Annotated in this window: 23 protein-coding genes and 1 other RNA gene; 8 read left to right on the forward strand and 16 right to left on the reverse strand. The window is 57.4% G+C overall.

The features are described from left to right. Nucleotides 1-122 precede the first annotated feature (122 nt). Together ACU4F7_RS17995 and ACU4F7_RS18000 are read left to right on the forward strand one after the other, a co-directional pair. On the forward strand, nucleotides 123-851 hold the full coding sequence (locus ACU4F7_RS17995) for a MurR/RpiR family transcriptional regulator (protein ID WP_029591041.1): 729 nt from the start codon (nucleotides 123-125) through the stop codon (nucleotides 849-851). A gap of 160 nt (nucleotides 852-1,011) precedes the next feature. Further along, nucleotides 1,012-2,445 (forward strand): 6-phospho-beta-glucosidase, encoded by a 1,434-nt coding sequence (locus tag ACU4F7_RS18000; protein WP_024555530.1) that lies wholly within the window; start codon nucleotides 1,012-1,014, stop codon nucleotides 2,443-2,445. Between the two features lie 132 nt (nucleotides 2,446-2,577). On the opposite strand, the gene ACU4F7_RS18005 is transcribed toward ACU4F7_RS18000, so the two are convergent. Beyond that, entirely contained in the window at nucleotides 2,578-3,321 is a 744-nt protein-coding gene (locus tag ACU4F7_RS18005; RefSeq protein ID WP_325938798.1) for an SDR family oxidoreductase, read from the reverse strand. A gap of 106 nt (nucleotides 3,322-3,427) precedes the next feature. Here ACU4F7_RS18005 and ACU4F7_RS18010 point away from each other — a divergent pair, with 106 nt between their 5' ends. Beyond that, the gene (locus ACU4F7_RS18010) at nucleotides 3,428-3,970 is read left to right on the forward strand and encodes an RNA 2'-phosphotransferase (RefSeq protein ID WP_481637476.1); all 543 of its coding nucleotides are present in this window, start codon (nucleotides 3,428-3,430) and stop codon (nucleotides 3,968-3,970) included. Between the two features lie 41 nt (nucleotides 3,971-4,011). Here ACU4F7_RS18010 and gcvP read toward each other — a convergent pair whose 3' ends face one another. The 7 genes from gcvP to ACU4F7_RS18045 all read right to left on the reverse strand — a co-directional run bounded on the left by gcvP (nucleotide 4,012) and on the right by ACU4F7_RS18045 (nucleotide 13,253). After that, entirely contained in the window at nucleotides 4,012-6,885 is a 2,874-nt protein-coding gene (gcvP, locus tag ACU4F7_RS18015) for an aminomethyl-transferring glycine dehydrogenase (RefSeq protein WP_481637477.1), read from the reverse strand. A gap of 127 nt (nucleotides 6,886-7,012) precedes the next feature. Next, the gene (gene gcvH, locus ACU4F7_RS18020; RefSeq protein WP_029591045.1) at nucleotides 7,013-7,402 is read right to left on the reverse strand and encodes a glycine cleavage system protein GcvH; all 390 of its coding nucleotides are present in this window, start codon (nucleotides 7,400-7,402) and stop codon (nucleotides 7,013-7,015) included. Nucleotides 7,403-7,425: 23 nt separating this feature from the next. Further along, nucleotides 7,426-8,523, reverse strand: a complete 1,098-nt coding sequence (gene gcvT / locus ACU4F7_RS18025; protein WP_481637478.1) for a glycine cleavage system aminomethyltransferase GcvT — start codon at nucleotides 8,521-8,523, stop codon at nucleotides 7,426-7,428. A gap of 421 nt (nucleotides 8,524-8,944) precedes the next feature. Then, entirely contained in the window at nucleotides 8,945-10,147 is a 1,203-nt protein-coding gene (gene ubiI, locus ACU4F7_RS18030; protein WP_481637479.1) for an FAD-dependent 2-octaprenylphenol hydroxylase, read from the reverse strand. Nucleotides 10,148-10,158: 11 nt separating this feature from the next. Then, on the reverse strand, nucleotides 10,159-11,337 hold the full coding sequence (gene ubiH, locus ACU4F7_RS18035; protein WP_029591048.1) for a 2-octaprenyl-6-methoxyphenyl hydroxylase: 1,179 nt from the start codon (nucleotides 11,335-11,337) through the stop codon (nucleotides 10,159-10,161). Beyond that, a complete protein-coding gene (gene pepP, locus ACU4F7_RS18040) occupies nucleotides 11,334-12,650 on the reverse strand; it encodes a Xaa-Pro aminopeptidase (RefSeq protein WP_481637480.1) in 1,317 nt (438 codons plus the stop codon). Before pepP ends, ubiH begins: the two co-directional genes overlap by 4 nt. Nucleotides 12,651-12,674: 24 nt before the next feature. After that, the gene (locus ACU4F7_RS18045) at nucleotides 12,675-13,253 is read right to left on the reverse strand and encodes a YecA/YgfB family protein (protein WP_029591050.1); all 579 of its coding nucleotides are present in this window, start codon (nucleotides 13,251-13,253) and stop codon (nucleotides 12,675-12,677) included. Nucleotides 13,254-13,416: 163 nt separating this feature from the next. Between ACU4F7_RS18045 and zapA the strand changes: the two genes are divergently transcribed. The 3 genes from zapA to ACU4F7_RS18060 all read left to right on the forward strand — a co-directional run bounded on the left by zapA (nucleotide 13,417) and on the right by ACU4F7_RS18060 (nucleotide 14,583). Next, entirely contained in the window at nucleotides 13,417-13,746 is a 330-nt protein-coding gene (zapA, locus tag ACU4F7_RS18050; protein WP_024551313.1) for a cell division protein ZapA, read from the forward strand. Nucleotides 13,747-13,788: 42 nt separating this feature from the next. Further along, nucleotides 13,789-13,972: non-coding RNA, 6S RNA (gene ssrS, locus ACU4F7_RS18055), on the forward strand. A gap of 14 nt (nucleotides 13,973-13,986) precedes the next feature. Further along, entirely contained in the window at nucleotides 13,987-14,583 is a 597-nt protein-coding gene (locus ACU4F7_RS18060) for a 5-formyltetrahydrofolate cyclo-ligase (protein ID WP_029591051.1), read from the forward strand. Between the two features lie 48 nt (nucleotides 14,584-14,631). Here ACU4F7_RS18060 and serA read toward each other — a convergent pair whose 3' ends face one another. Both serA and rpiA read right to left on the reverse strand, forming a co-directional pair. Next, a complete protein-coding gene (gene serA, locus ACU4F7_RS18065) occupies nucleotides 14,632-15,870 on the reverse strand; it encodes a phosphoglycerate dehydrogenase (RefSeq protein WP_481637481.1) in 1,239 nt (412 codons plus the stop codon). Nucleotides 15,871-16,142: 272 nt separating this feature from the next. Further along, nucleotides 16,143-16,802 (reverse strand): ribose-5-phosphate isomerase RpiA, encoded by a 660-nt coding sequence (gene rpiA, locus ACU4F7_RS18070; RefSeq protein WP_029591052.1) that lies wholly within the window; start codon nucleotides 16,800-16,802, stop codon nucleotides 16,143-16,145. A 165-nt stretch (nucleotides 16,803-16,967) separates the two neighbouring features. Between rpiA and argP the strand changes: the two genes are divergently transcribed. Further along, entirely contained in the window at nucleotides 16,968-17,861 is an 894-nt protein-coding gene (argP, locus tag ACU4F7_RS18075; RefSeq protein ID WP_024555543.1) for a DNA-binding transcriptional regulator ArgP, read from the forward strand. Nucleotides 17,862-17,889: 28 nt separating this feature from the next. Here argP and ACU4F7_RS18080 read toward each other — a convergent pair whose 3' ends face one another. The 6 genes from ACU4F7_RS18080 to epd form a co-directional block, all read right to left on the reverse strand. Continuing rightward, nucleotides 17,890-18,690, reverse strand: coding sequence for an oxidative stress defense protein (locus ACU4F7_RS18080; protein WP_029591053.1), 801 nt, complete (start codon nucleotides 18,688-18,690; stop codon nucleotides 17,890-17,892). 104 nt (nucleotides 18,691-18,794) lie between these two features. Next, nucleotides 18,795-19,427, reverse strand: a complete 633-nt coding sequence (gene argO / locus ACU4F7_RS18085; protein WP_024560370.1) for an arginine exporter ArgO — start codon at nucleotides 19,425-19,427, stop codon at nucleotides 18,795-18,797. Nucleotides 19,428-19,566: 139 nt separating this feature from the next. Continuing rightward, nucleotides 19,567-20,526 carry a small-conductance mechanosensitive channel MscS gene (gene mscS, locus ACU4F7_RS18090; RefSeq protein ID WP_029591055.1) on the reverse strand — a complete coding sequence of 320 codons (960 nt, stop codon included), beginning with the start codon at nucleotides 20,524-20,526 and terminating at the stop codon, nucleotides 19,567-19,569. Nucleotides 20,527-20,718: 192 nt separating this feature from the next. Further along, nucleotides 20,719-21,795, reverse strand: a complete 1,077-nt coding sequence (gene fbaA, locus ACU4F7_RS18095) for a class II fructose-bisphosphate aldolase (RefSeq protein WP_024560371.1) — start codon at nucleotides 21,793-21,795, stop codon at nucleotides 20,719-20,721. A gap of 98 nt (nucleotides 21,796-21,893) precedes the next feature. Beyond that, nucleotides 21,894-23,057 (reverse strand): phosphoglycerate kinase, encoded by a 1,164-nt coding sequence (gene pgk, locus ACU4F7_RS18100; RefSeq protein ID WP_024555548.1) that lies wholly within the window; start codon nucleotides 23,055-23,057, stop codon nucleotides 21,894-21,896. Between the two features lie 48 nt (nucleotides 23,058-23,105). Then, on the reverse strand, nucleotides 23,106-24,125 hold the full coding sequence (gene epd, locus ACU4F7_RS18105; protein WP_029591057.1) for an erythrose-4-phosphate dehydrogenase: 1,020 nt from the start codon (nucleotides 24,123-24,125) through the stop codon (nucleotides 23,106-23,108). Between the two features lie 358 nt (nucleotides 24,126-24,483). Here epd and ACU4F7_RS18110 point away from each other — a divergent pair, with 358 nt between their 5' ends. After that, the gene (locus ACU4F7_RS18110) at nucleotides 24,484-25,620 is read left to right on the forward strand and encodes an ADP-ribosylglycohydrolase family protein (RefSeq protein ID WP_481637482.1); all 1,137 of its coding nucleotides are present in this window, start codon (nucleotides 24,484-24,486) and stop codon (nucleotides 25,618-25,620) included. Nucleotides 25,621-25,665: the final 45 nt, after the last annotated feature.

The following is a 25,665-nucleotide window of genomic DNA, read 5'->3' on the forward strand; positions in this document are numbered from 1 at the left end:
CGCGGGTTATGCATCCGCAAACGAAAGAATGACGCGCCCGGTTGGGATTTATGGCAGCATAAGATATATGTTGAGCAGACGCTGCTGTCAGCCATTACGCGAAGGAAGCCCCGCCCGTGACGATGTTTACCCACTCCGCTATCGCCAGCCTCAATAATCTGGAGATGATGGTTTATAACTTTGTCATCAAAAACCGCGACAAAGTGATGTATATGACCATTCGCGAGCTGGCGGACGCGGCTGGCGTCTCCACAACCACGGTGCTGCGCTTTTGCCGCAAGCTTAACTGCGAAGGCTATTCCGAATTCCGCGTACGCTTTAAATTATATTTAGAACAGAACGAACCTCAGCAGGCTAATTTCGGCGCCAGCGAAATCATCAGTTTTTTCAGAAGCGTTAATAATGAGGAATTTGATAATCTGCTCGACCGCGCGGTCGATATTATTCTCTCCTCTGAGCGCATTATTTTTGTCGGCGCGGGAACCTCTGGCGCTTTAGCGAAATATGGTGCGCGCTTTTTCTCCAACGTCGGGAAATTCAGCAACCATATTGACGACCCTTATTTTCCTGTCACCAACGATATGGCCAAAAATGCGCTGGCTATCGTCCTTTCTGTTTCCGGTGAAACCGCGGAGATCCTGCGTTTCGCCAGCCAGTTCAGCCTTCACCGCTGCAAGGTGCTCTCTATTACCAGTCACGACAACTCGTCACTGGCAAAGCTTGCCGATTTCAACCTCTCCTGGCACGTGCCGCAAACCCGCATTGCCGGCGTGTATGATATTACGACGCAGGTGCCGGTAATTTATATTCTTGAGACGCTGGGCCGTAAAATGGCGAAAAAACTGGCATAAAAAAAACAGGCTGTTTTTCATTTGTAACAAGTCACGTTATCCACTATTTGTTATATCGTGACTTTAAAATTCCCTTTGTTAGACTCGCGTTAAACGTTAATTGGCTCTGCGCGATTTATTGTCTTTGATCGGTTTATCGAATAACGAAGAGATGAATGAAATGAAGCAACTGACACTTCCGAAAGAGTTCCTTTGGGGCGGCGCGGTCGCCGCGCACCAGGTTGAAGGCGGCTGGAACCAGGGCGGCAAAGGCCCCAGCATTTGCGACGTGCTGACCGGCGGCGCGCACGGCGTCCCGCGTGAAATTACCGAGTCCGTCGTGCCGGGCAAATACTACCCGAACCATGAAGCGGTCGACTTCTACAGCCATTACAAAGAAGACATCAGGCTTTTCGCCGAGATGGGCTTTAAATGTTTCCGCACCTCCATCGCCTGGACACGTATCTTCCCGAAAGGCGACGAAGCCGAGCCGAACGAAGAGGGGCTGAAATTTTATGATGCGGTGTTTGATGAACTGCTGAAATATAACATTGAACCCGTCATCACCCTTTCTCACTTCGAAATGCCGCTGCATCTGGTGCAGCAGTACGGCGGCTGGACCAACCGTAAAGTCGTCGATTTCTTTGTTCGCTTCGCCGAAGTGGTGTTTGAGCGCTACAAGAATAAGGTCAAATACTGGATGACCTTTAACGAAATCAACAACCAGCGTAACTGGCGAGCGCCGCTGTTCGGCTACTGCTGCTCCGGCGTGGTCTATACCGAACACGACAACCCCGAAGAGACGATGTATCAGGTGCTGCACCACCAGTTCGTGGCCAGCGCCATGGCGGTGAAAATCGGCCATCGCATTAACCCGCAGATGCAGATCGGCTGCATGCTGGCGATGGTGCCGCTCTATCCCTTCTCCTGTAAGCCGGAAGATGTGATGTATGCTCAGGAGTCCATGCGCGAGCGCTATGTCTTTACTGACGTGCAGTTGCGCGGTTATTACCCTTCCTACGTGCTGAACGAATGGGAGCGCCGCGGCTTCAACATCAAAATGGAAGCAGGCGACGAGCAGATCCTGCGCGAAGGCTGCTGCGACTACCTGGGCTTTAGCTATTACATGACCAACGCGGTAAAAGCAGAAGGCGGCAGCGGCGACGCGCTGACCGGTTTCCAGGGCAGCGTGCCGAACCCGCACGTGAAGGCCTCCGACTGGGGCTGGCAGATTGACCCGGTGGGCCTGCGCTATGCGCTGTGTGAGCTCTACGAGCGCTACCAGAAGCCGCTGTTTATCGTTGAGAACGGCTTTGGCGCTTACGATAAAGTGGAAGCGGACGGCAGTATCAATGACGATTACCGTATCGATTACCTGCGCGCCCACATTGCCGAGATGGTAAAAGCGGTGACTTACGACGGCGTGGATCTGATGGGCTATACCCCGTGGGGCTGCATCGACTGCGTGTCGTTCACCACCGGCCAGTACAGCAAGCGCTACGGCTTTATCTACGTGAACAAACACGATGACGGCACGGGCGACATGTCACGCTCGCGTAAAAAAAGCTTCAACTGGTACAAAGAAGTCATCGCCAGCAACGGCGAAAAACTCTGACTTCCGCGCGTCTCTCTCCCCATCGGGAGAGAGACGACTGTCGCTTATTCAGTATGCTGGACAGCGATACAACGTTTACCCCGCCTGGCGTTTATATCCGGTAAAACGAGTGAATGAAACGCTCAACCCTACCTACTTCCCGCCCGCCAGTTCGATAAAGCTTCCCGTCACGTAAGAGGCTTTCTCGCTAAGCAACCAGGCAATCGCCTCCGCTACCTCCTCCGGTTGGCCGCCGCGCTGCATAGGCAGGCTTGATTTTACTCTGTCCACTCGTCCCGGCTCGCCGCCGCAAGCGTGCATTTCGGTATAAATGAGCCCCGGCCGCACGCAGTTTACGCGAATGCCCTGCCCCGCGACCTCCAGCGCAAGTCCGGTGGTAAGCGTATCTACCGCGCCTTTAGATGCTGCGTAATCAACATATTCGCCGGGCGCGCCAAGCCTTGAGGCCGCCGACGAAACGTTAACAATAGCCCCGCCTTTGCCGCCGTGGTGATGCGCCATGCGCTTTACCGCTTCGCGACAGCAGAGAAAGTAGCCGGTGACGTTGGTCACCAGCACGTTATTAATCCGCTCAGCGGTAAGCTCCTCGACGCGGCACTGCGTGAAAAGAATGCCCGCGTTATTCACCAGCGCGCCGAGCGGCTGATTAAGCGCATCTATCTGTGCAAACATCGCCATAACCTGCGCCTCGTCCGCAATATCCGCCTGCACCGCCAGCGCTTCGCCGCCTTTCGCGCGGATGGCTTCTACCACCTCCTGCGCCGCCTGCGCGTTTTTATGGTAATTCACCACAACCTTATAGCCCTGCGCGGCCAGCAATAGCGCCGTGGCCCGACCAATGCCGCGGCTGGCGCCGGTGATAAGTGCAACAGACATGCTTTTCTCCTTTTTATTCGGGGACGTATCGGCGATGATTTTTAATCAGCATTCAGGTTATTGCTCTCTCGTCACGCTCAGGCAAGAACAAACAGAAAGGCAGAAAATGAGATCACACGCCGACATCAGCAAATTTTTAAGCTACGTTTTGCGCCACCAGCCCGAGTCTATCGGTTTGCAACTGGATACCGAAGGCTGGGCCTCAGTGGATGAACTGATAACGCGCGCCGCTAAAGCGGGCAAGCATCTTACGCCCGGGCTGATTGAGGCGGTGGTGCAGGATAACGACAAAAAACGCTTTGCGTTAACTGCAGACAAACTACGCATTCGCGCCGTGCAGGGCCACTCTACAAAACAGGTAGCTATTCAGTGGGAGGAAAAAACGCCTCCAGGGATACTTTACCACGGCACCGCCACCCGTTTTCTTGAGAGCATTCGCCAGCAGGGGCTGGTGGCCGGTTCGCGTCATTACGTGCACCTTTCAGGCGATGAGGCGACTGCCGTCGCCGTTGGCGTGCGCCACGGCAAACCGGTTGTGCTGAAAATCAACGCCAGCGATATGCATCAGCAAGGCTACGCGTTTCATCAGGCGGATAACGGCGTCTGGCTGACCCGCGCGGTGCCCGCTGAATTTATCGCTTTTGAATAAAAAAGGGCGCCGCAGCGCCCTTCGTCATCCTCTTGCCGGAATTACTGGTATTCGCTCATCGGCACGCAGGAGCAGAACAGGTTGCGGTCGCCGTAAACATCGTCCAGACGTTTAACCGTCGGCCAGTACTTGTTGCCAAAGCCTGCCGGGAAAGCCGCCCGTTCACGGCTATAGGGATGCGTCCACTCTTCCACCAGCTCGTGCTGAACGTGCGGCGCGTTAACCAGCGGGTTATCTTCCGCCGGCCACTCTCCTTTCGCCACGCGGTCAATCTCCATGCGGATAGCCAGCATCGCGTCGATAAAGCGGTCCAGCTCGGCTTTGCTTTCTGATTCCGTCGGCTCCACCATCAGCGTGCCCGCCACCGGGAAAGACATCGTCGGCGCGTGGAAGCCGTAGTCGATAAGACGTTTGGCGATATCCAGCTCGCTGATGCCGGTCTCTTCTTTTAGCGGACGGATGTCGAGAATACACTCGTGCGCCACATGCCCCTCGCGCCCGGTATAAAGCACCGGATAGGCCGATTTCAGGCGCGTGGCGATGTAGTTGGCGTTCAGAATAGCCACCTGGCTTGCCTGCTTCAGCCCTTCAGACCCCATCATGCGAATATACATCCAGCTGATAGGCAGGATTGAGGCGCTGCCGAAAGGCGCGGCGGAAACCGCGCCCTGGCGGGTCAGCATTCCTTCAATCTGTACCACGCTGTGGCCCGGCACGAACGGCGCCAGGTGCGCTTTCACGCCAATCGGCCCCATGCCCGGCCCGCCGCCGCCGTGCGGAATGCAGAAGGTTTTATGCAGGTTGAGGTGGGAAACGTCCGCGCCGATATGGCCCGGCGAGGTGATACCCACCTGGGCGTTCATGTTGGCGCCGTCGAGATAAACCTGGCCGCCATACTGATGAACGATTTCGCATACTTCACGGATAGTCTCTTCATACACGCCGTGCGTGGACGGGTAAGTGACCATGATGCAGGAGAGTTTATCGCCCGCCTGCTCCGCCTTCTCGCGCAGATCGGCAAGATCGATATTGCCCTGCTTGTCGCAAGCCACGACCACCACCTCCATCCCCGCCATCTGCGCGGAGGCCGGGTTGGTGCCGTGCGCGGAGCTCGGGATAAGACAAATATCGCGTGCGCCTTCGTTGCGGCTTTCATGGTAATGGCGAATCGCCAGCAGGCCGGCGTATTCCCCCTGCGCGCCTGAGTTCGGCTGCATGCACAGCGCGTCGTAGCCCGTCAGCTTCACCAGCCACTCGGAAAGCTGGCCAATCATCATATGGTAGCCTTCGGCCTGCTCCGCCGGGCAGAACGGATGCAGTTCGGCAAACTCCGGCCAGGTGATGGGGATCATTTCCGCCGCAGCGTTCAGCTTCATGGTGCAGGAACCCAGCGGGATCATCGCCTGATTCAGCGCCAGGTCTTTACGCTCGAGCGAATGCATGTAGCGCATCATCTCGGTTTCGCTGTGGTAGCGATTAAAGACCGGATGGGTAAGGATGTCGTCTTCGCGCAGCATCGCCTGCGGGATGGAGCGGCTGTCGAGCGCCACGTCTTTATCCAGCGCGTCGATATCCAGACCGTGGTTGTCGCCAAGCAGGACGCTGAACAGACGCAGCACATCTTCGCGAGTGGTGGTTTCATCAAGCGTAACGCCCACGGCGTTCAGAATGTCGCTGCGAAGGTTAACCTCGGCGCCCTGCGCGCGCGCCAGCACGGCGGCTTTATCGGCCACTTCCACGCACAGCGTGTCGAACCAGGCGCTATGACGCAGCTTCAGCCCTTTATGCTGCAGACCTGCCGCCAGAATATCGGTGAAGCGGTGAATGCGGCTGGCGATGCGCTTGAGGCCCTTCGGTCCGTGGAAAACGGCGTAAAGGCTCGCGATGTTGGCAAGCAGCACCTGTGAAGTACAGATGTTGGAGTTCGCTTTTTCGCGGCGGATATGCTGCTCGCGGGTCTGCATCGCCATGCGCAGCGCGGTGTTGCCCGCCGCGTCTTTGGAAACGCCGATAATGCGGCCTGGCATAGAACGCTTAAATTCATCTTTCGCCGCGAAGAACGCCGCGTGCGGGCCGCCGTATCCCATCGGCACGCCGAAACGCTGGGCGGAGCCGAACACAATATCCGCGCCCTGCTTGCCCGGCGCCGTCAGCAGCACCAGCGCCATAAAATCCGCCGCCACGCTCACAATCACATTGCGCGCTTTCAGTTTTTCAATCAGCGGGCCGTAATCATGCACTTCACCGGTAGTGCCCACCTGTTGCAGCAGCACGCCGAAAATATCCTGATGATCGAGCGCTTTGCCCGGCTCATCGACGATAACTTCAAAGCCGAACGTTTCCGCGCGGGTGCGCACCACGTCCAGCGTCTGCGGATGAATATCCTGGGCCACGAAGAAGCGGTTCGCGCCTTTAAGCTTGCTGACGCGCTTAGCCATCGCCATCGCTTCGGCGGCGGCGGTCGCTTCGTCGAGCAGGGAGGCGGAAGCGATATCAAGCCCGGTGAGATCCAGCGTCACCTGCTGGAAGTTCAGCAGCGCTTCAAGACGTCCCTGCGACACTTCCGGCTGGTAAGGGGTGTAGGCCGTGTACCAGCCCGGGTTTTCCAGCATATTGCGCAGGATGACCGGCGGCGTATGAACGGCGGTATAGCCCATCCCGATATAGCTTTTAAAACGCTTGTTGCGGCTGGCGATGGCTTTCAGCTCCGCCAGCGCGGCGAACTCGGTGGCGGCTTCGCCGATAAACGGCGGCGCGGCCAGTTGGATGTCGGCGGGAACGATTTGCGCGGTCAGCGCATTCAGCGAGTCCGCGCCAACGGTGCGCAGCATCTCCTGCTGTTGCGAAGCAGAGGGACCGATGTGGCGTTCGATAAAGGCTTCGCGGTTTTCCAGCTGGCTCAGGGTCTGGGTCATGGGCGATATTTCCTGAAACGTGCAGTGAAGCAAATTAATGCGATGGGTGTGCTTGTCGCTCCCTGAAGGAGCGGGATAAGCCAGCGCTTACCCCTTTCTCTTCTCATACAGGCGAGGAGAGCTGAAATTATTCGTCTTCCAGCAGCGCGTCATAAGCCGCCGCGTCCAGCAGCGCCGCTACTTCGTTTTCGTCGCTGGCTTTGATCTTAAAGATCCAGCCTTCGCCGTACGGCGCGCTGTTCACCAGCTCCGGGGAGTCGCTCAGCGCATCGTTCACCGCAACGATTTCGCCGCTCACCGGGGCGTAGATGTCAGAAGCCGCTTTAACCGACTCCGCGACGGCGCAATCATCGCCCGCCGCCACGGTCGCGCCCACTTCCGGCAGGTCCACAAACACCATGTCGCCAAGCAGTTCCTGCGCGTGTTCGGTAATGCCGACGGTGTAAGTGCCATCCGCTTCCTTACGCAGCCATTCGTGTTCTTTGCTGTACTTCAGTTCATTCGGCACATTGCTCATGCTTATTCTCCAGATAGCAAAACTTATTGGGCGACCGGCTTACCGGCGCGGACAAAAATCGGTTTAGTGACGTGGACAGGCATTTCGCGGTTGCGGATCTGCACAATAGCGGTGTCGCCAATCCCCGCAGGCACGCGCGCCAGCGCGATGCTGTAGCCAAGCGTTGGGGAGAAAGAACCGCTGGTGATGACGCCTTCACGCACGCGGCCCAGCTCATCGGTAAAGTGAACCGGCTGCCCGCCGCGCAATACGCCTTTTTCGGTCATGACGAGGCCAACCAGTTGTTCGGTCCCCTGCTCCCGCTGCGCTTCAAGCGCTTCGCGACCGATGAAGTCACGCTCCTGCGGCTGCCAGGCGATGGTCCAACCCATATTGGCGGCGAGCGGCGATACGCCCTCGTCCATCTCCTGACCATATAAATTCATGCCCGCTTCCAGACGCAGCGTGTCGCGCGCGCCCAGACCGCAGGGTTTTACGCCCGCTTCCACCAGCTGCGCCCAGAAGCCTGCGGCGTTCTCGTTCGGCATGGCGATTTCATAACCCGCTTCGCCGGTATAACCGGTGGTGGCGATAAACAGCTCGTCCGCCTGAACGCCAAAAAACGGTTTCATGCCCGCGACCGCTTTGCGCTGCGCTTCGTTAAAGAGCGCGCCGGCTTTCTGCTGGGCGTTCGGGCCCTGCACCGCGATAAGCGACAGGTCGTCGCGCACCGTAACGGAAACGGCGAACGGCTCCGCATGCTCGTTAATCCACGCAAGATCCTTTTCACGGGTGGCGGAGTTAACCACGAGGCGGAAATAGTCTTCAGCGAGGAAATAGACAATCAGGTCGTCAATGACGCCTGCGGAGGCGGTAAGCATGGCGGTGTAAAGCGCCTTGCCAGGCTGAGTGAGTTTGGCGACGTCGTTCGCCAGCAGGTAGCGCAAAAATTCCCGGGTGCGCTCGCCGCGCAGGTCGACGATGGTCATGTGCGAGACATCAAACATGCCCGCGTCGTTACGCACGGCGTGGTGCTCATCAATCTGCGAGCCGTAGTGCAGCGGCATCATCCAGCCGTGAAAATCCACCATACGTGCGCCACACTGAACATGCTGCTCATACAAAGGGGTCTGTTGGGCCATCTTTTCCTCGTTTTTCTGCCGGGTCGGTGATGGTTTTGGGCCTCTGACTGCCGCGCCCGCCATCTGTCGCCGACACCGATCCCGGCGTCGACGCAAACGTTACCTTTCGCCTGACGTTATCACCGAAATGGCGCGTAAACCATAAGGTGAGTTAAGTCATCACATTAGCTTATGACCAAAATGGGAAAGATGCGCCACAGCGCTTTTAACTATTTACTAACGGATCAGAGCGGATAAAGCAGATTTAAATGCTGAACCTTTCGTTATTAACCAGTAATAACAACCAAATCAGCGTAAGAATTGCCTTAAGAGAAAAAACACGGGATGAGAAAAACTAATCCGAAAAAAGCGGTGAAATTAGAATATTTCAAATGAGTGAACACTCCTCTTTTCGTCCAGTGAAAAGAGAAGTGTGACGCAGTTAACGTAACCAATCCGGCAGGTCGTGGAGACCCATCGCCTGGCGCAGCAGTTGCGGTTTAACGCCGGGGAGCGAATCGGCGAGTTTCAAACCCACATCGCGCAGCAGCTTTTTCGCCGGATTGTTGCCGGCAAACAGTTCGCGAAAGCCCTGCATGCTGGCGAGCATGACCGCCGCGCTGTGCTTGCGGCTACGCTCGTAGCGACGAAGATAAAGGTGCTGACCGATATCTTTGCCCTGCGCGAACAGGCGACGCAATTCGGCTATCAACTCCGCCGCATCCATAAAACCAAGGTTAACGCCCTGGCCGGCAAGCGGGTGAATGGTATGCGCGGCGTCGCCCACCAGCGCCAGGCGGTGCGCAGCGAACTGCCGTGCGTAACGGCCGGTCAGCGGGAACACCTGCCGCTCGCCTTCCACCTTCGTCAGCCCCAGGCGGTTATCAAAGGCCACGCACAGCGCCCGGTTAAACTCGTCTTCACTGGCCTGCTGCATGCGCTGCGCTTCAAGCGGCGGCAGCGACCAGACGATGGAGCACAGGTGCGGATCGCTAAGCGGCAGAAAGGCGAGAATGCCGTCGCCATGGAACGCCTGGCGCGCGACTGCGCCGTGCGGCTCCTCGGTGCGGATGGTCGCCACCAGCGCGGAGTGTTCGTAATCCCAGAACGTCAGCGGAATGTCCGCTTTATCGCGCAGCCAGGAGTTGGCACCGTCGGCGCCCACCACCAGCCTTGCGGTGAGCATATTGCCGTCTTTCAGCGTCAGAAACGCCTCGTTCTCGCCCCACGCCACCTGCTGCAGTTCGGCAGGGGCCATCAGGGTAATGTCTTTGCCCTGCTGCGCCTTGTTCCACAGCGCCTGATGAATGACGTTGTTTTCGATGATATGACCGAGGTGCGTATAACCGTACCCCTTATCGTCAAAGGCGATGCGCCCGAAGCTGTCTTTCTCCCACACTTCCATGCCGTGATAGGCGCTGGCACGCATTTGCAGGATATCGCGCCATACGCCCAGCTTCTCCAGTAACTTTTCACTGGCGGCATTGATGGCAGAGACGCGCAGCGAAGGCGGCGCATCGGCGGTCACGGGCTGCGGCGGCTGATGCTCCAGCACCGCCACGCGCAGGCCGCAGCCTTCCAGTCCGCAGGCTACCGCCAGCCCCACCATGCCGCCGCCTACAATCGCCACATCTACGCTTTGCACATTCTTCTCCTTTAACGCGCAACCCAGCCAAGGGTGCGTTGCGCCAGCGCATCACGCGCCGGGGTAAATAGTTCCATCGCCATCAGGCCCAGATTACGCCCCACGACCAGCGGCGCCCAACGGTTGGCAAAAACATGCACCAGCCCATCGGTGACGCCGATGGTGGCGGCTCTGTCCTGTCGACGGCGGTGTTGATAAGCCGCCAGCACGGGATAATCGCCGATATCCTGCTGGCGGTCATGCGCCTGGGCAAGCGTTTCGGCAAGCGTCATCACATCGCGCAAACCGAGGTTAAACCCCTGCCCGGCGATGGGATGCAGCGTCTGAGCGGCGTTGCCGACCAGCACGGCGCGATGGGAGATAGCCTGCGAGGAGCGGGTAAGCGAGAGCGGATAAGCGCTGCGCGCGCCGGCATGGGTAATGCGCCCGAGCCGCCAGCCAAACGCTTTTTGCAATTCATGGCAAAAACGGGCGTCATCCCAGGCCATGACTTCCGCCTCTTTTTCCAGCGGATGACACCACACCAGCGAGCTGCGCCCCTGCGACATCGGCAGCATCGCGAGCGGACCATATTCAGTAAAACGCTCAAAGGCGCGACCGTCGTGCGGCTGCGAGGTGGTCACGTTAGCAATAACCGCCAGTTGATGGTAAGGCTGCTGGCGCCAGGTGATGCCGCACTGCGCGCCCAGCGGCGAACGCGTACCGTCCGCGGCCACCAGCAGACTGCCCGAAAGCGTTGCGCCGCTCTCAAGCTGCACGCTTACGCCCTCTTCGCTTCGCGTGAAGCTTGCCACACGGTCAGGGCAATGCAGCTGCACGCCAGGCGCCTTACGCAGCATGCTGAACAACCGCTGCCCGACATCGTGCAACTCCACCACTTGCCCCAGCGCGGCGATGTCATACGCTTTCGCTTCCAGCGTTACAAAGCCCGCATGGCCGCGGTCGCTGACGTGCACAGTGCTGATGGGCGTCGCTTTATCGGCAATCGCCTGCCAGACGCCAAACCGCGCCAGCTGCTGGCAGGTGCCGTGCGCCAGGGCGATAGCGCGCGCGTCAAACCCCGGATGCGCGGCGGATTCCGGCGCGCTGGCCTCGACCAGGTGCACCGGCAGCGCGCCGCGGGTGAAGTGCGAAAGCGCCAGCGCCAGCGTCGCGCCGGTCATGCCGCCGCCGATGATGATAACGCTCATGCCTGACGCGCCGCCGCCATCAGCGCTTCGATATCGTCTGCGGATTTCACGACGCTGTGGGTAAGGTTCTCATTACCGTTTTCAGTAATGAGAATGTCATCTTCGATGCGAATGCCGATGCCGCGGTACTCTGGCGGCACGTCGGCGTCCGGCGCGATATAAAGCCCTGGTTCGACGGTCAGCACCATGCCAGGTTCCAGCGTGCGCGAGCGGTCCGGACCGTAGTGGCCCACATCATGCACATCCAGCCCCAGCCAGTGGCTCAGGCCATGCATGAAGAAAGCGCGATGGGCGTTATCGGCAATCAGCTGATCCACCTCGCCTTTCAGGATATCCAGCTTCACCAGCCCGCTGACCATAATGCGCGCCACTTCGCCGGTCACTTCCTGAATGGACGTTCCCGGGCGGAACAGGCGCAGCGAAGTGTCGAGCGATTCCAGCACAATGTCGTAAATGGCGCGCTGGGCAGGGGTAAATTTGCCGTTCACCGGGAAGGTGCGGGTGATATCGCCTGCGTAGCCCTGATATTCGCAACCCGCGTCGATAAGCACCAGATCGCCGTCGCGCAGTTCGCTTTCGTTTTCGGTGTAGTGCAGGATGCAGCCGTTCTCGCCGCCGCCGACGATGGTGTTGTAGGAGGGAAACCGCGCGCCGTGGCGGTTAAATTCATGATGAATTTCCCCTTCCAGCTGATATTCAAACATGCCCGGGCGGCAGACCTGCATCGCCCGCGTATGCGCGAGCGCGCTAATTTCGCCTGCCCGGCGCAGGATTGCTATCTCTTCCGGCGATTTGAACAGGCGCATTTCATGCACCCAGGGACGCCAGTCGGTAAGCGTGGCGGGCGCCGCCAGGTTCTGGCGCGAGCCGCGACGCAGTTTCTCCAGCGCGGCGAACACGATGTTATCAGCCCAGTCGTACTGTCCCTGGGCGTGGTAAACCACATCGAGGCCATTTAACAGCTGATAGAGTTGCTCGTTAATCTCATCAAACGCCAGCGCGCGGTCCACGGCGAGTTTTTCCGGCGCCGCTTCCTGCCCCAGGCGGCGGCCAAACCAGATTTCAGCGGTTTTATCGCGCACGCGGTTAAACAACACGCTGTGGTTATGGGTGTCATCGCTTTTGATAAGCACCAGCACCGCTTCCGGCTCGTTAAAGCCGGTGAAATACCAAAAATCGCTGTTCTGGCGATACGGATACTCGCTGTCAGCGCTGCGCGTCGTCTCAGGCGCGGCGAAAATCAGCGCGGCGCTGGCGGGCGCCATCTTCGCCAGCAATGCCTGGCGACGGCGGAGAAACTCTACCTGTGTCATTGCACCTCCTGCTGCGTTTTTATTTTAGTGTAGCGTGGGCTTGCGGACTTCCGGCGCGGTCGGCGCGTTGCGCGTAAACGTGTCATGGCACAGCAGCGCCGCTACGCGCACGTATTCGATTATCTCCTCCAGCGACATCTCCAGCTCTTCCTGGTCTTCGTCTTCGTCGTAGCCCAGTTGCGCGATGTTGCGCAGATCGTCGATAGCTTCGCCCGTTTCGCCGGCGACCTTATCAAGCTTAGGCTGCGTGACGCCAAGCCCCAGCAGGAAATGGTTCACCCAGCCCGCCAGCGCGTCGGCGCGGTCGAAGACGCTGACGTCGTCGCCTTCCGGCAGATAAAGCTGAAACAGAAAACCGTCATCCTCCAGGTTGTCGCTGGTCGCGGCGTGCATCTCGCGCAGCGCCTGTGCAAGTTGCTGCCCAAACGCCAACCCCTCGTTAGTGAGGTCATGCAGCAGCGGCTGCCAGCTGCTGTCCTGGTTGCCGCCGCACAGCATTCCGCTGATGAGACCGTGCATTTCCGCAGGGGTCAGCCCCACGCCTTGTTGGTTAAGCAACTGGCCGAGCTCGCCGTAGCGAGGCATTTGGTTCTGTATAGACATGCGCATTCATCGTCGTTGAGGGGATATTCATGGTATGCTACCACTCTGGACCCTGGTGATACCAGAAAAGGGCTTGTATCTCCCTATCAGGGTAGCTATAGTGTCGCCCCTTCGCCGCCCCGGAAGGCGCGAACGGCAGGTGAATCAACAGCAGGAAGGTGGAATGTCTGCACAACCAGTCGATATCCAAATTTTTGGTCGTTCACTGCGGGTGAATTGTCCGCCAGAGCAGCGGGATGCACTAAATCAGGCGGCGGAAGATCTGAATCAACGGTTGCAAGATCTGAAAGTTCGCACTAGAGTCACCAATACTGAGCAATTGGTTTTCATCGCGGCGTTGAACGTCTGTTATGAGCTGGCTCAGGAAAAGACCAAAACCCGTGATTACGCAGCCAGCATGGAACAGCGTATTCGGATGCTCCAGCAGACCATTGAGCAAGCATTGCTTGAGCAAGGTCGCATAAGTGAGAGAACGGGACCAAAGTTTGAATAATGCTTTATGGTCTACTATGGTAGAGTGACCGTGAAGAAAAAAATTTCTCTGAGATGTTCGCAAGTGGGCCAGTCCCCTGAGCCGATATTTCAAAAAAACAGAATGTGACGCTCCACGGTTGGTGAGCATGCTCGGTTCGTCCGAGAAGCCTGAAAACCGTGACGACGCATTCACCTTGAACCGCGGGTTCAAGGGTTACAGCCTACGGCGGCATCTCGGAGATTCCCCACTTTTACTACCATGACGCAACGGCCAGTTACTCCCGAACTCAGACAGCAAATCCGCAAAGAAATCCGTCAGTTACGTCGTACTATTACGCCCGAACAGCAAACGCGATTTGCCCAACAGGCCGCCGCCCGAATGATGGCTTATGCGCCCGTGGTGGAAGCGAAAACCGTAGCAGTATTTCTCTCTTTTGATGGCGAACTCGATACCCGCCCGCTGATAGAAGGACTCTGGCGCGCCGGTAAACAGGTTTACCTGCCTGTGCTTCACCCCTTCAGTCCCGGCAATCTGCTTTTTCTGCGCTACTTCCCACACAGCGAACTGATGCTGAATCGTCTGAAAATTTACGAGCCGCCGCTTGATGTCCGCCACGTGTTGCCGCTAAGCGAACTGGATGTGCTGGTCACGCCGCTGGTGGCTTTTGACGCTCAGGGGCAACGTCTTGGCATGGGCGGCGGCTTTTACGACCGTACATTGCAAAACTGGCGCAGCCATGAGCTGTGGCCGGTGGGTTACGCCCATGATTGCCAGCAGGTGGCCTCGCTTCCCGTTGAAGAATGGGATATCCCGCTGCCCGCCGTCGTCACGCCTGAAAAGATCTGGACGTGGTAAGCGCCCAACAAAAAGCCCGCTGAAGCGGGCTTTTTTATGGCTCTTTTATCAGTACAGCAGACGAGCGCGAATGGTGCCTGCAATCGCCTTCATGCTTTGCAGCGCTTTGTTCGCCACATCTTCTTCGGCATCAATGTCGATAACCACATAACCCATCTGCGGCGTGGTTTGCAGGAACTGCGCGGCAATGTTAATGCCCTGCTCGGCGAAGATCTGGTTGATAGCGGTCAGCACGCCAGGACGGTTTTCGTGAATATGCAGCAGGCGGCTTACCGTGCCGCCGTGCAGCGGCAGCGAAACTTCCGGGAAGTTAACGGCAGAGAGCGTCGAACCATTGTCGGAGTATTTCACCAGCTTGCCCGCGACTTCGAGACCGATGTTCTCCTGCGCTTCTTGCGTGGAGCCGCCGATGTGCGGCGTCAGAATAACGTTATCGAATTCGCACAGAGGAGAGTTGAACGGATCGCTGTTAGTGGCAGGCTCCGTCGGGAAGACATCAATCGCCGCGCCCGCGAGGTGTTTGCGCGACAGCGCGTCACAGAGCGCCGGGATATCAACCACGGTGCCGCGCGCGGCGTTGATCAGCAGCGCGCCCGGCTTCATCAACGAGAGCTGTTCGGCGCCAATCATATTTTTCGTTGAGGCGTTTTCCGGCACGTGCAGGCTGACCACATCGCTCATGTTCAGCAGATCGGAAAGATGCTGAACCTGCGTGGCGTTGCCAAGCGGCAGTTTGCTTTCTATGTCGTAGAAATAAACATGCATGCCCAGCGCTTCCGCCAGGATGCCCAACTGGGTGCCGATGTGGCCGTAGCCGATGATGCCGAGCTTTTTGCCGCGCGCTTCATAAGAGCCCGCCGCCTGTTTGCTCCAGATGCCGCGGTGCGCTTTGGCGTTCGCTTCCGGAATGCCGCGCAGCAGCAGCAGCAGCTCGCCGATCACCAGTTCCGCTACGGAACGGGTATTGGAGAACGGCGCGTTAAAGACCGGAATGCCGCGTTTCGCCGCCGCGTTCAGGTCAACCTGGTTGGTGCCGATGCAGAAGCAACCTACCGCCACCAGTTTTTCCGCTGCGGCGAAAATCTCTTCGGTCAGATGGGTACGGGATCGCAGGCCAATAAAGTGAGCGTCACGGATCGACTCTTTCAGCGCATCGCTGTCCAGCGCGCCTTTGTGGTATTCGATATTGGTATAACCCGCTGCACGCAGGCTATCGATGGCTTTCTGGTGCACGCCTTCCACCAGCAAGAATTTAATTTTGTCTTTCTCCAGTGATACTTTTGCCATTTCCCGACCCTGTCTTGTCTTATCAGATTGTGTACTGAGCAATAAGTCAGCCTTCTGCCAACATATCAAAATTTGCGGGTCCGGCAATATGAACGTTTGCGTCGGCGTCCTGAAGAAAAGTCACGCAGCGCTGAAAGGCAGAAGAAAATATTGTGTGGCAGAAATATGACGGCAGAAATGGAAAAGCGGAGACGACAAATGTGACATATGTCACCAAATTTCGCGGTTAAGATTTTTTTACCCTGGCGGGGCGCGCGGGCGCCCCGGTCAGATCATTTCACGATGGTCTTGACGCCTTCCGACGTGCCGATAAGCGCAACGTCCGCGCCGCGGTTAGCAAAAAGCCCCACGGTGACGACGCCGGGAATCGCGTTAATCGCATTTTCCAGCGCAATGGGTTCCATGATGGAAAGGCCGTGGACATCCAGAATGACGTTGCCGTTATCGGTCACTACGCCCTGGCGGTATTCCGGACGGCCGCCCAGCTTCACCAGCTGACGGGCTACTGCGCTTCGCGCCATCGGAATAACCTCAACCGGCAGCGGGAAGTTGCCGAGGATATCGACCTGCTTTGACGCATCGGCGATGCAGATGAACTTTTCCGCCACCGAGGCGATGATTTTTTCACGCGTCAGCGCCGCGCCGCCGCCTTTAATCATTTGCATCTGGCCGTTTATCTCATCCGCGCCGTCGACATAAATGCCGAGCGAATCCACCTCGTTGAGATCGTAAACGTGAATGCCGAGACTTTTCAGTTTGGCGGTGGAAGCGTCCGAGCTTGATACCGCGCCATCAATCTGATTTTTGATGGTGCCGAGCGCGTCGATAAAATGCGCCGCCGTGGAGCCGGTGCCCACGCCGACAATCGTTCCCGGCTGCACATACTGAAGCGCGGCCCAGCCCACTGCTTTTTTCAGTTCATCCTGCGTCATGATCTTTTGCCTGTGTGTGAAAACTGTGGCGCATTATAGAACAGGCTCGCTGAAAAAGACTCCTTCCGTCAGGCATACTGCTCCGATGATTGCGGTTTCTGCCTGTGCCTGGCAAAAATTTATGTCATAGTGCGAAACATTACGATTCAGGAGCATGCCAAAAAGATGAAACGCCCGGACTACAGGACACTACAGGCGCTGGATGCGGTCATTCGTGAACGCGGGTTTGAGCGCGCCGCGCAAAAGCTGTGTATCACCCAGTCCGCCGTGTCGCAACGCATCAAGCAACTGGAAAACATGTTTGGCCAGCCTTTGCTGGTTCGCACCGTGCCGCCGCGCCCTACCGAACAGGGCCAGAAGCTGCTGGCGTTGCTGCGTCAGGTGGAGTTGCTGGAGGATGAATGGCTCGGCGACGAACAGACGGGCGCGACTCCGCTTCTGCTGTCGCTGGCGGTCAACGCCGACAGTCTGGCTACCTGGCTGCTGCCTGCGCTTGCGCCGGTACTGGTCGATTCCCCTATTCGTCTTAACCTGCAAGTGGAGGATGAAACCCGCACGCAGGAGCGTTTACGCCGGGGCGAAGTGGTGGGCGCGGTAAGTATCCAGCCGCAGGCGCTGCCAAGCTGTCTCGTGGATAAGCTCGGCGCGCTCGACTACCTGTTTGTCGCCTCGAAGGCGTTTGCCGAACGCTACTTTCCCAACGGCGTCACCCGCGCTTCGCTGTTAAAAGCGCCTGCGGTGGCGTTCGACCATCTCGACGATATGCATCAGGCCTTCCTGCAGCAAAACTTCGACCTGCCGCCGGGCAGCGTGCCATGCCATATCGTCAACTCATCGGAAGCCTTTGTACAGCTCGCCCGCCAGGGCACCACCTGCTGCATGATCCCGCATTTGCAGATTGAAAAAGAGCTGCAAAGCGGCGAGCTAATCGACCTCACGCCAGGCCTTTGCCAGCGCCGGATGCTTTACTGGCACCGCTTTGCGCCGGAAAGCCGCATGATGCGCAACGTCACCGACGCGCTGCTGGAATATGGTCATAAGGTATTAAGACAGGAATAAAAAAACCCGCCGGCTGGCGGGTTTTTCTTTACTTCGCGGTAGCGCCGTTCGCGGCTGGCGCGGCGTTCTGCCCCGGCGCGCTATTAAGCGAAGCTGGAGCGGATTCGCGCTGCGCCTGCTCCGGCTGCAGTTCAAACACCACGTCGACCTGATCGTCAAACTGAATGGTCTGCTGATCGTAAGTATCCTGAGCGCTCACCGGCGCGGCGGCTTCGGCTTTCATCATCCGCACCATCGGGCCCGGCTGGTAGTTCGACACGTGATAACGCACGCTGTAAACCGGCCCCAGGTTACGCTTAAAGCCGCTGGCCAGCTGCTGCGCCTGGCGTACGGCGTCATCGATAGCGGCTTTGCGCGCCTTGTCTTTATACTCTTCCGGATGCGCAACGCCGAGCGATACGGAGCGAATTTCGTTAAGCCCCGCTTTCAGCGCGCCGTCCAGCAGATCGTTAAGCTTGTCGAGCTGGCGCAGCGTCACCTCGACGGTACGTACCGCGCGATATCCTTTAAGCTGGGCTTTGCCATCTTTCAGATACTCATATTCCGGCTGGGTGCGTAAGTTCGCGGAGTTGATATCTTTTTTCTCCACGTTGTTTTGCTGCAAGAAACCGAGGTATTGCGCAACGCGATCGTCCGCCTGCTTTTTGGCGGAAGCGGCGTCTTTTGCCGTTACGTTGACCTCAATAGCCAGCGTCGCGATATCCGGAACCGCATCCACGCTCGCCGTCCCTGACGTCACGATATGCGGGCCGTCCGGCAATTCATTCGCCTGAATATTCGCCGTGCTAAGTGCGACCAGAGCCGCCAGCGCCATCACTTTAAACTTCACTGTTTCTCCTCCGTGTTGCGTTTCACTGAAGTGGCCCGTCCTGCGCGTGCGGGCGTCTGGCTGCAAGCTTAGCTTTCTTAAAACAAATGTCCATCAGAGAAGGTTTAGAGCAGCGCGTTTATATGCGCAACACCTTCGCGGCCAAGCTGAAAAGCGATGAACCACATCACCAGCCCCACAATGCCGTTGATGATGCGCTGGGCTTTTTCGGTGCGAAGACGCGGCGCAAGCCAGGCCGCCAGCAGCGCCAGGCCGAAGAACCAGAGGATGGAGGCGCTAATGGTGCCCAGCGCGAAAGCCCGCTTCGGCGTTTCCGCCAATTGCCCGCCGAGACTGCCCAGCACCACGAAGGTATCCAGGTAAACGTGAGGGTTAAGCCAGGTTACCGCCAGCATCGTGGCGATGATCCGCAGCCTGCCTTGATTCATCGCCTGAGCATTCGCCAGCGCAACGTGCCGGCTAAACGCCGTTTTAAGCGCGCCAAAGCCGTACCACAACAGGAACGCCACGCCGCCCCATGTCACCAGCGCCAGCAACCAGGGCGACTGCATCAGGATGGCGCTGCCGCCAAAGACGCCTGCGCAAATCAGCACGATATCGCTTAACGCGCACAGCGAAGCGATCATCAAATGATACTGGCGACGGATGCCCTGGTTGAGCACGAAGGCGTTTTGCGGGCCAAGGGGCAATATCATCGCCGCGCCTAAAGCAAGCCCTTGAAAATAATAACTTAACACTCTTTTTCCCTGAATTTCATGAATTGGAAAACAAGTGTAATGCGCCTTTCCCATTAGCCCAAACGCAAAATTTTAATCACCAATAAGTAGAGCTAATAGCGATAGTCATAAAAAAGCCAGCGTTACGCTGGCTTAATCTTTACTGGGCGCCGGAGAGCTTATCCTGCGGGGCCGGTTTGGCCTCCTGGGCGGTCGGCTCCGTAATAATAGCGGACGGTTTCGGCTCCTGCTCAGGCGCCCGCTCCTGCTTAGGCTGAGCAAGCTGCTTCACATTAACGTCCATCTGCGGATAAGGAATGCTGATGCCTTCCGCGTCCAGCGCCTTCTTGGCGCGCTCCAGAATATCCCAGTAGACTTCCTGCAGGTCGCTGCTCTTGCTCCAGGCGCGAATAACAAAGTTGATGGAAGAGGCGCCCAGTTCGTTCATGCGCACCGTTCTTTCACGGTCTTTCAGAATACGTTCTTCCGACATAACAATGTCGGTGAGGATCTGACGCACGCGATCGATATCCGCATCGTAAGAGACGCCGATAATCAGTTCGTTGCGGCGAACCGGTTCACGGGAATAGTTAATAATGTTGCCGGCGATGATTTTCCCGTTCGGCACGACCACATACTTACCGTCGGCGGTGATAAGCGTGGTGGAGAAAATCTGTACGTGTTGCACCGTACCCGCAATGCCGCCGAGGTCGACATATTCACCGGCGCGGAAAGGCCGGAAAGTGACCAGCAGCACCCCGGCCGCCAGGTTGGACAGCGAACCCTGCAACGCCAGACCCACGGCCAGACCTGCGGCGCCGAGTACGGCGATGACAGAAGCAGTCTGCACGCCCACGCGGCCCAGCGCGGCAATCAGCGTAAAGGCAATAATGCCGTAGCGCACCAGCGCGGAGAGGAAGTCCGCAACGGTCGCATCCACATGACGCGCCACCATCACACGGTTAAGGGTATTGGAGATGGCGCGAGCCACAATCATCCCGACGATAATAATGGCTATCGCCGCCACAATGTTGACGGCATAGCTCAGCAGCAGCGCCTGGTTGCGCACCAGCCAGCCTCCCGCATTATTGATGCTGTCTACCACATTTAAATCTTCCATTCGGCACTCCTCGTAGTGTCCCCGGCCGGGTTAAAAATTAACTGCCTGAAGGACGGCAGCGAAGTGATTTAAGGGTAAACAAAACGGCGGGATTACGCCAGGCGGCAGGCAGAGGGCGGCGGGCGCAGTAGGTTGATTTAACAAAAAGAAAGGCCCGCCAGAAGCGGGCCTGAGAAAGAGTTAAGGCAATTGTTACAGAACGTCAATAGCGTTCAGTTCTTTGAATGCCTGCTCCAGACGCGTCACCATGCTGGCCTGCGCTGCGCGCAGCCAAACACGCGGGTCGTAGTATTTCTTGTTCGGCTGATCTTCCCCTTTCGGGTTGCCGAGCTGACCCTGCAGGTAAGCTTCGTTCTCTTTGTAGTACTTCAGGATACCTTCCCAGGTTGCCCACTGGGTGTCGGTATCGATGTTCATTTTGATAACGCCGTAGCTTACGGAGTCTTTGATTTCCTGAGCGGAAGAGCCGGAACCGCCGTGGAACACGAAGTTCAGGCTGTTGTGCGGCAGGTTGTGTTTCTTAGAAACATATTCCTGAGAGTCGCGCAGGATGGTCGGGGTCAGCTTCACGTTACCTGGCTTGTAAACGCCGTGTACGTTGCCGAAGGAGGCCGCGATGGTGAAGCGGTGGCTGATCGCGTTCAGTTTGGTGTACGCGTAATCAACGTCTTCCGGCTGGGTGTACAGAGCGGAAGCGTCCATATGGCTGTTGTCCACGCCATCTTCTTCACCGCCGGTGCAGCCCAGTTCGATCTCCAGGGTCATGCCCATTTTGGACATGCGCTCCAGGTACTTGGAACAGATCTCGATGTTCTCTTCCAGGGACTCTTCAGACAGGTCGATCATGTGAGAAGAGAACAGCGGTTTGCCGGTAGCGGCGAAGTGTTTTTCACCCGCGTCCAGCAGGCCGTCGATCCACGGCAGCAGTTTCTTCGCGCAGTGGTCGGTATGCAGAATCACCGGAACGCCGTAGTGCTCAGCCATCTGATGCACGTGATGCGCGCCAGAGATAGCGCCCAGGATTGCCGCCTGCTGGCCTTCGCCTTTGAAGCCTTTACCCGCGATGAACGCAGCGCCGCCGTTAGAGAACTGAACGATAACCGGCGCTTTTACTTTGGCAGCGGCTTCCAGAACGGCGTTGATGGAGTCAGTACCCACGCAGTTTACCGCTGGCAGCGCGAAGTGGTTTTCTTTAGCTACCTGGAACACTTTCTGTACGTCGTCACCCGTGATGACGCCCGGTTTTACGAAATCAAAAATTTTAGACATTTACGTAGTCCTGTATCTTCGGCCGTTAGAAAAAAGTGCGAGCCCTGACAGTCAAAGCACGCTGAAAACAACGGGCGAGGAAGCCTCGCCCGTATCAATTACTGCTTAGCGCGCTCTTCGAGCATGGCTACTGCCGGCAGTACTTTACCTTCCACGAATTCGAGGAACGCGCCGCCGCCGGTAGAGATGTAGGAAATTTTGTCCGCGATGCCGAACATATCGATAGCCGCCAGGGTGTCGCCGCCGCCTGCGATAGAGAACGCATCACTTTCAGCGATAGCGCGAGCGACGATCTCGGTGCCTTTGCGGAAGTTCGGGAATTCGAATACGCCAACCGGACCATTCCACAGAATGGTTTTAGCGTTTTTCAGGATTTCAGCCAGTTTCTCAGCGGAAACGTCGCCCATATCCAGAATCTGCTCTTCATCTTTGATTTCAGAAACAGACTTCAGGGTAGCCGGCGCGGTTTCAGAGAATTCAGTCGCAACGCGAACGTCGGTCGGAACCGGGATATCGCAGGTGCCCAGCAGACGTTTGGCTTCATCAACCAGGTCCGCTTCGTACAGGGATTTACCTACGTTGTGGCCCTGAGCGGCAACGAAGGTGTTAGCGATACCGCCGCCGACGATCAGCTGGTCAGCGATTTTGGACAGGGAATCCAGTACGGTCAGCTTGGTGGAAACTTTAGAACCGCCAACGATGGCGACCATCGGACGAGCCGGCTCTTTCAGCGCTTTACCCAGCGCGTCCAGCTCTTCCGCCAGCAGCGGGCCTGCGCACGCTACGTCGGCGAATTTGCCTACGCCGTGAGTGGAAGCCTGAGCGCGGTGCGCGGTGCCGAATGCGTCCATAACGAACACGTCGCACAGCGCGGCGTATTTCTTAGCCAAGGTTTCGTCGTCTTTCTTCTCGCCCTTGTTGAAACGGACGTTTTCCAGAACAACCAGTTCGCCTTGCGCGACTTCAACGCCGTCGAGGTAATCTTTTGCCAGGCGCACCGGGGCATTCAGCTTGTCTTTAAGGTAGTTCACTACCGGCAGCAGAGAGAATTCTTCGTTGTATTCGCCTTCGGTCGGACGACCCAGGTGGGACGTTACCATCACTTTCGCGCCCTGTTTCAGCGCCAGTTCGATGGTCGGCAGAGAAGCGCGAATACGCGCGTCGGAAGTAACTTTCCCTTCTTTAACCGGTACGTTCAGGTCGGCACGGATCAGTACGCGTTTACCTGCCAGATCCAGATCGGTCATCTTAATTACAGACATGGTGAATCCTCTCGTTGATTCTAAAGTTTTGCAGACGCAAATCGCGTCTTACCTGAAACCAATAGCTGCCATGGCTAACGTGGTGTCGAGCATCCGGTTAGCAAAGCCCCATTCATTATCACACCACACCAGCGTTTTGATGAGGTGCGCCCCACTCACCCGTGTCTGCGTGCCGTCCACAATGGCACTGTGCGGATCGTGGTTAAAATCAGTTGAGACCAACGGTAATTCCGTATAGTCAACTATACCATGAAATGCACCCTGTGCCGCTTTTTGCAGCAACAGGTTGACATCGCACGCTTTTACCGGCTGACGAACCGTGACGCTCAGGTCAATCGCCGTCACGTTAATGGTCGGTACGCGCACGGCGATGGCTTCAAAATGGTCATGAAATTTAGGGAAAATTCGGCTGATGCCTGCCGCAAGACGCGTGTCCACCGGAATGATCGATTGACTGGCGGCGCGCGTACGGCGCAAGTCGGGGTGATAAGCGTCGATAACCTGCTGATCGTGCATGGCCGAATGGATTGTCGTCACCGTGCCGGACTCAATGCCGAAAGCGTCGTCGAGCAGCTTTATCACAGGAATAATGCAGTTGGTGGTGCAGGAGGCGTTAGAGACGATGCGATGCTCCGCTTCGAGCAGCGCCTGGTTGACGCCGTAAACCACCGTTGCGTCAAGATCGTTGCCGCCGGGATGGGAGAAAAGCACTTTCTTCGCGCCCGCTTCCAGGTGCGCCATGCCATCCGCGCGGGAACCGTACACGCCGGTGCAATCGAGCACGATATCTACGCCCAGTTCACGCCAGGGCAGCGCTTCTATATTGCGCTCATGCAGCAGGCGAATGGTGTCGTTGCCGATCCACATCAGCTCCGCCTCCTGGCGCACATCCCAGGCGAAGCGGCCGTGGCTGGTGTCATATTTCAACAGGTGCGCCATGCCCGTGGCATCCGCCAGCTCGTTGATAGCCACCACGGTGATTTCAGCCCGACGCCCTGATTCGTATAATGCGCGAACCACGTTACGCCCGATACGACCGAAACCATTAATCGCTATGCGTAGGGTCATAGGTCTCCTGCAAAGCATTCCCGGATTGAGTTGGCTGACAGAGTAATGCAGCCATCCTCTGAGGGGAATCCTCGCCTGTCACAAACTGCATCTGTTTGATTATTTGTCGAACATTTAATCGACTGAAACGGTTCAGCCAGAATAATCGAAAGCCGGAATAAAAGGAACGATCGGCCGGGGAAAGCGCCTTAAGTTCTGACCTGCGTCACATTTTTAATGGAATAAATTCCATTACCCCAGCATTACTGCGCCCGGGATTGGTCATCAGAGCGACAGCTTTCACCAGAAACGGGAGGTTACGTTATAAACGTTGCCGCCTTACAATAAGAAACCGCCTGATTTACCCTGGTAAACCGCCATGTTAACTGCCCCGTTTTCCGAAAATTCGCCCGATCTCAACACGCTGCGCCTGCGTTTTCGCGGATGCCTGCTTGGAGGGGCGGTTGGCGACGCGTTAGGCGGTCCGGTGGAATTTTTGAGCCTCCCGGAGATTACGGCGCGTTTCGGCGCGCAGGGTATTACGGATTACGAAGCAGCCTGGGGCGGCAAAGGGAAGATAACCGACGATACGCAGATGACGCTGTTCACTGCGGAAGGGTTGCTGCGCGGCTGGGTGCGCGGCGCGATGCGCGGCATTGCCCCTGCTTTTACCGGCACTACCGCTCACGCCTACCAGCGCTGGCTGCTGACGCAGGGAGAACATAATCGTCATGGCCTGCTGAACGGCTTTTCGCTTTCCGGCTGGCTTATCCAGCAACAAGCCCTCTACAGCGCCCGTGCGCCGGGCGTTACCTGCCTGAGCGCGCTACGCGAGATGAAACGCTTTGGCGAACCCGCCAGTAATAACAGCAAAGGCTGCGGCGGCGTAATGCGCGTAGCGCCGGTAGGGCTGTTTTATGCCCGCCATCAGGAGAAGGACGCCGTCCGGCAGGCTTTCGATATGGGGTGCAGACTGGCCGCGCTTACCCACGGGCACCCTACCGGCTGGCTTACGGGCGGGGTACTTGCCGCGTTGGTTTTCCATCTTGCACAAGGAGAGACGCTGCACGCAGCGACTGACAGCACCATTGCGCTATTGAAAACGCAGCCCGCGCACGAAGAAACGCTTCATGCTATTGAGCTTGCGCAACAGCTAGCCCAGACGCCAACGCCGTCCCACGAGGCGATAGCGAAACTTGGCGAAGGCTGGGTAGCGGAAGAGGCGCTGGCCATTGCGGTTTATTGCGCGCTGGCGGCCCGCTCGTTTGAACATGGCGTGCTGATGGCGGTGAATCATAGCGGGGATTCCGACTCTACGGGCGCCATTGCAGGCAATCTTCTGGGCGCGATGTATGGCGTCTCGGCTATCCGGACGGCGTGGCTGGAAAACCTGGAGCTCAACAGCGTGATACAGGAGATAGCGGACGATCTACTGGAGCATAACGCGTGGGAAATATCAGACTATAGCCTCACGCCGTTTACTCAGGCGCTGCTTGAAAAATACCCGGGCGACTAAAAAGACGCATAAAAAACGGGAGGCGCCTGGCCTCCCGTTTGGTTT

The organism is Franconibacter pulveris (genome assembly GCF_056780215.1).